This is a genomic window from Carboxydocella sp. ULO1 (assembly GCF_002049255.1).
In the GTDB taxonomy this organism is placed as follows: domain Bacteria; phylum Bacillota.
In genome coordinates, this window is record NZ_BDLQ01000144.1 from 1 (window position 1) to 3,769 (window position 3,769).

A 3,769-nucleotide genomic window follows, 5' to 3' on the forward strand; every position below is an offset into this window, starting at 1 on the left:
TTTTCTATATAAACTTTTCCACATCGATTACAAAATCTACTCTTACATGTAAATGCTACTTTCTTTTTCTCGCTCCCGGTACAATTAGTACATATGTATTCTGCATAACCATACTTTGGGTCCCCGCATTTTATTGCCTTTTCTACCGCTTCAATTACACTCTCCCTCATATCTTCCGGTATTTTTTCTCCGTATATTTGGAGAAACCGTTCCCAATGTTCTTTAAGTATATCGACTATTTTTATTGATTGTTTATTTTCTTTCTCATGCGCTCTCATATTTCTACCTTAACACCCTAAGTTATCCACATCAAGCCTTAAAGCATAATTTCCTAAACATTCAAAAAGCCATTGACGCAAGTCAATGGCTTTTTTGGTAGCGTTCCCTGGCCAGCAATGCTGCTCCTAATGCTCCAATCAAGTGCGGTTCCAGCGGCACATCAACCGGTTTACCCAGGAATTCCGCCAGCATTTTCTGCATACCTCTCAGTCTGGCAACTCCGCCAGTAAAAGTAACTCTGTTAAAAGGCTCCATTGCTGCAACCAGACCGGTTATCCTGCTGGTTATGGCTCGAAATACTCCCCAAATAATCCTCTCTCTGGCAATGCCTGCTGTCATCAGGCCGATAATCTCTGATTCGGCAAAAACAGCACACATACTATTAATTGCCACTGGCTCCACCGTTTTTATGTCATGAATTTGTTCTATTTCCATTCCCAAATTAGCAACAATCATTTGCAAAAAGCGACCCGTCCCGGCAGCACATTTATCATTCATAACAAAGTTCAAAACTTTGCCATGGGGGTTAATTTTAATTGCCTTACTATCCTGACCACCAATATCTATCACCAGGTCATTCTGAGGATATAAAAAACTGGCACCTTTCCCATGACAGGTAATTTCAGTTATTGCTTCATGGATAAACGGGAGCACAGTACGACCATATCCTGTGCCAATAATATATTTCAGGTCATTTCTGTCAATTCTGGCTTGTTCAACTGCTTTTTCCAATACTGTTTCACCAAAAACCTGTGGTTGCCAGCTAGTTGGAAGCATTGCCCGGGCTAAAATTTCCCCTGTCTGGTTTATAATTATAGCCTTTACCATAGTTGAGCCGACATCTACACCAGCAAAATACATTTATTGCCCCACCATTTCCAAAAATGCCTGAATACGGTTTTGCAGAATTGGTAAATCCTCTTCACTATAATCGCTCTCAATTTTGAGTACCGGTATTTCCGCTGCCTGTAAGGCCCGTTCAATTTTATAATATTCAATACTATAAGGATGACAGAATTGCAGGTTATAATAAATCACACCATCAATTTTATACTCCTCAACCAAACGCAAAATATCATTTATTCTTTCATTATTGGGCGTAAAGCAGGCACAATTTATTTTCATTGCTCGCATTGCAATCTGTTTTAATTGTTCAGATATAGTTTGCCCTTCCTCAGTCAGTTGTTCAAAATACCTGGTACCAGTGCAGGTTTCCTCACACACCACTACTCCACCACATCTTTCTATAATATCATGTATTTTCCAGTTAGGAATCGGCATCGGACTCCCGGTAATCAATATCCTCGGAGTGCCTTGAGGCACTACTCCCATTCCTTCTTTTACTCTTTCTTCCAGTTCATCACATAACTCCGATACTTTAGCACTAAAACGCTCCGGATCATCAAAGAAAGCGAGCTGGGTAATCAATAAGGCATCTTTACCGGAGATCGGTACAGGGTCAGCTTTGCGCAAATCGTATAGCCGTCGTAATACTTTTCTTCTATTATTAACTTTAGCAACTGCCTGACTTAAACTTTCAAAATCTACCGCTTTTCCGGTTTCAGTCTCCAACTTTTGCATCAATCGGTTTACTTCGGCCTCCCAAAGATCGTAATCCTCTTTTTCTTTTCGTTGGGGCAATTCCATAACATAAGTAGGTATAAAGTCGTTTAAGATTTCCCACGCTTTTTTCTTACCATCACAAGTAGTTTCCCCGATGACAAAATCAGCTACCTGAAAATAGGGGCATATACTGTCCAGTTTGAAACCGATGCTGGCTTTAATCAATGGGCATATGCTTCTCGGTAATACTTTTTCACCAGTAGCTACCGGAAACTGTGCTCCTGCACATAAACCTATGCTGACAGCATCAACAGCTAAAATCAATTCTTCAGGTACAAATACACAAAATGAGGCTACTACTTTTCCACCTTTTAGTTTATGATCCACCAATTCTTTTACCCTCAAACCATGTACTTCACTGATAACAAAATCAAAATATTGCATGGCTTGCGGCCTATTGAACTGATTAATAAAAGTCTTTTCATAAAGTTCCGGCAAAGCTGCCAGAAATTGATCATGTTTCTCCAAATCAATCCCCAGTTCAGCCCACATTGCGCGCCAGTCATTACTCATATAATCCTCTCCTTTGTATTTTTTTCCTTTATCCTTTTCTCGTTTATATATATAACTTCCTGTTTTGATAAGTATAAAATTTTTTTATGATGAATGACCGATGATAAAAAAATAAAATAAGACCACTGATGGCATCTCAGTGATCTTTCTTCTTATCTACATATAAACTGCCCCTGGAATCAATTCCGGCATACAAAACTTCCCGGAGATCAAAAATGCCCCGTTTACCCAGTTCGTCCCGCAGCCATTGTTCAGTCAAATTTATTTTTTGCAAGTTTTCCTTTAAAATTTCGCCATCACTGATTAAGTCCCAGCTCATCCCCTCATACTGAGTGGGTAGCCCCAGGTCTTCCGGTGTAACCGGACGCTTTTGCGATTTTAGCAAAACACTGAGCTGACCGTTGGGTTCTAAGACAGCAAACTCCACATCATGCAGGTTAAAGGCATTTTTATTGCGCAATTGCATCAGAAGATCATCTACATTGTAACGGAGTTTGGCCATGTTTTCTTCCAGAATCTTACCATTATGTACAACGATAGTCGGTTGTCCTTCCAGCAGTTTACGAGCTGGCCGGCTGACCAGGGACAGGTAACCCATCATGTAGGTAAGAAAACACCATAGAACCAAACCCAGCAGGTCGGGCAGAAATTTGACTTCCGTATCAATGGCTATCGTCCCGGCCATACTGCCGATGGTAATCCCGGTAACATATTCGTAAAAAGTCAGCTGTCCCACCTGTTCCTTATTGAGCAAGCGCGTTAAAATCAGAATAGCTAAAAAGGATCCCAATGTCCGCAATAACACCTCGGCTATTTCTGCCATTTTACCACCTGGTTCAAAAAACTTGACTATTTTTATTTTCAGTCAAGTCGGCCCCCAGACCAGGCTTTCGCCTCCTTTCCGAATACTTGATTTGCCCCCGCGGGGCAGGGCGACAGGGGACCTCGGCCCGGGAGTTCCACCCGGACGGGAGTACTGCACCGGTTTATGCTGATCTCCCGGTGGGAGTATAACTCCGCCTCCCGTGTCCTGTTAGGACGCCTACCGGTTTCTCCGACACCGGCTAAACGGGGTCACCGTACGGACAGGGCCAATAACTTCAGGTCAGACCAGACGGAGTTATACGCCTCCTGCTCACTCTGGGCAAGCCCGTTATGCACAGGAAGCCTCTCCTCCAGCCGCCTCAAGCAGGCCCTGACCCCACGGGTCATCCCTTTTCCTTCCCCAGGTCTATCAGGATTATCCTTCCGGGTCAGGTTTTGCTTGATTTGCGATACCAGTTGCCTGAGTTCTATAGTCACCCGTTCCCTGAACCCCATTGCCCGGCGTCCTGTAACCAGTGCCGCCGCGCAA

4 protein-coding genes and 1 pseudogene are annotated in these 3,769 nt (G+C 43.0%); all 5 read right to left on the reverse strand.

The window, feature by feature from the left end:
- Window positions 1-278, reverse strand: a 278-nt coding sequence (locus ULO1_RS14075; RefSeq protein WP_200806966.1) for a transposase zinc-binding domain-containing protein, incomplete at its 3' end; no start/stop codon positions are given.
- An 82-nt stretch (window positions 279-360) separates the two neighbouring features.
- Window positions 361-1,140: an acyl-CoA dehydratase activase gene (locus tag ULO1_RS14080; protein WP_079933785.1), complete on the reverse strand. Its 780-nt coding sequence runs from the start codon at window positions 1,138-1,140 to the stop codon at window positions 361-363.
- Entirely contained in the window at window positions 1,141-2,415 is a 1,275-nt protein-coding gene (locus ULO1_RS14085; protein ID WP_079933786.1) for a double-cubane-cluster-containing anaerobic reductase, read from the reverse strand.
- 136 nt (window positions 2,416-2,551) lie between these two features.
- The gene (locus ULO1_RS14090) at window positions 2,552-3,238 is read right to left on the reverse strand and encodes a DUF421 domain-containing protein (protein WP_079907025.1); all 687 of its coding nucleotides are present in this window, start codon (window positions 3,236-3,238) and stop codon (window positions 2,552-2,554) included.
- 251 nt (window positions 3,239-3,489) lie between these two features.
- A pseudogene (locus ULO1_RS14985) lies at window positions 3,490-3,769 on the reverse strand (IS200/IS605 family accessory protein TnpB-related protein); the annotation flags it as partial.

What these genes read in the sequence shown, in the direction of transcription:
- ULO1_RS14090 (WP_079907025.1), bottom strand. Translation starts at nt 3,238, where the DNA reads ATGGCAGAAATAGCCGAGGTGTTATTGCGGACATTGGGATCCTTTTTA.
- ULO1_RS14080 (WP_079933785.1), bottom strand. Translation starts at nt 1,140, where the DNA reads ATGTATTTTGCTGGTGTAGATGTCGGCTCAACTATGGTAAAGGCTATA.
- ULO1_RS14085 (WP_079933786.1), bottom strand. Translation starts at nt 2,415, where the DNA reads ATGAGTAATGACTGGCGCGCAATGTGGGCTGAACTGGGGATTGATTTG.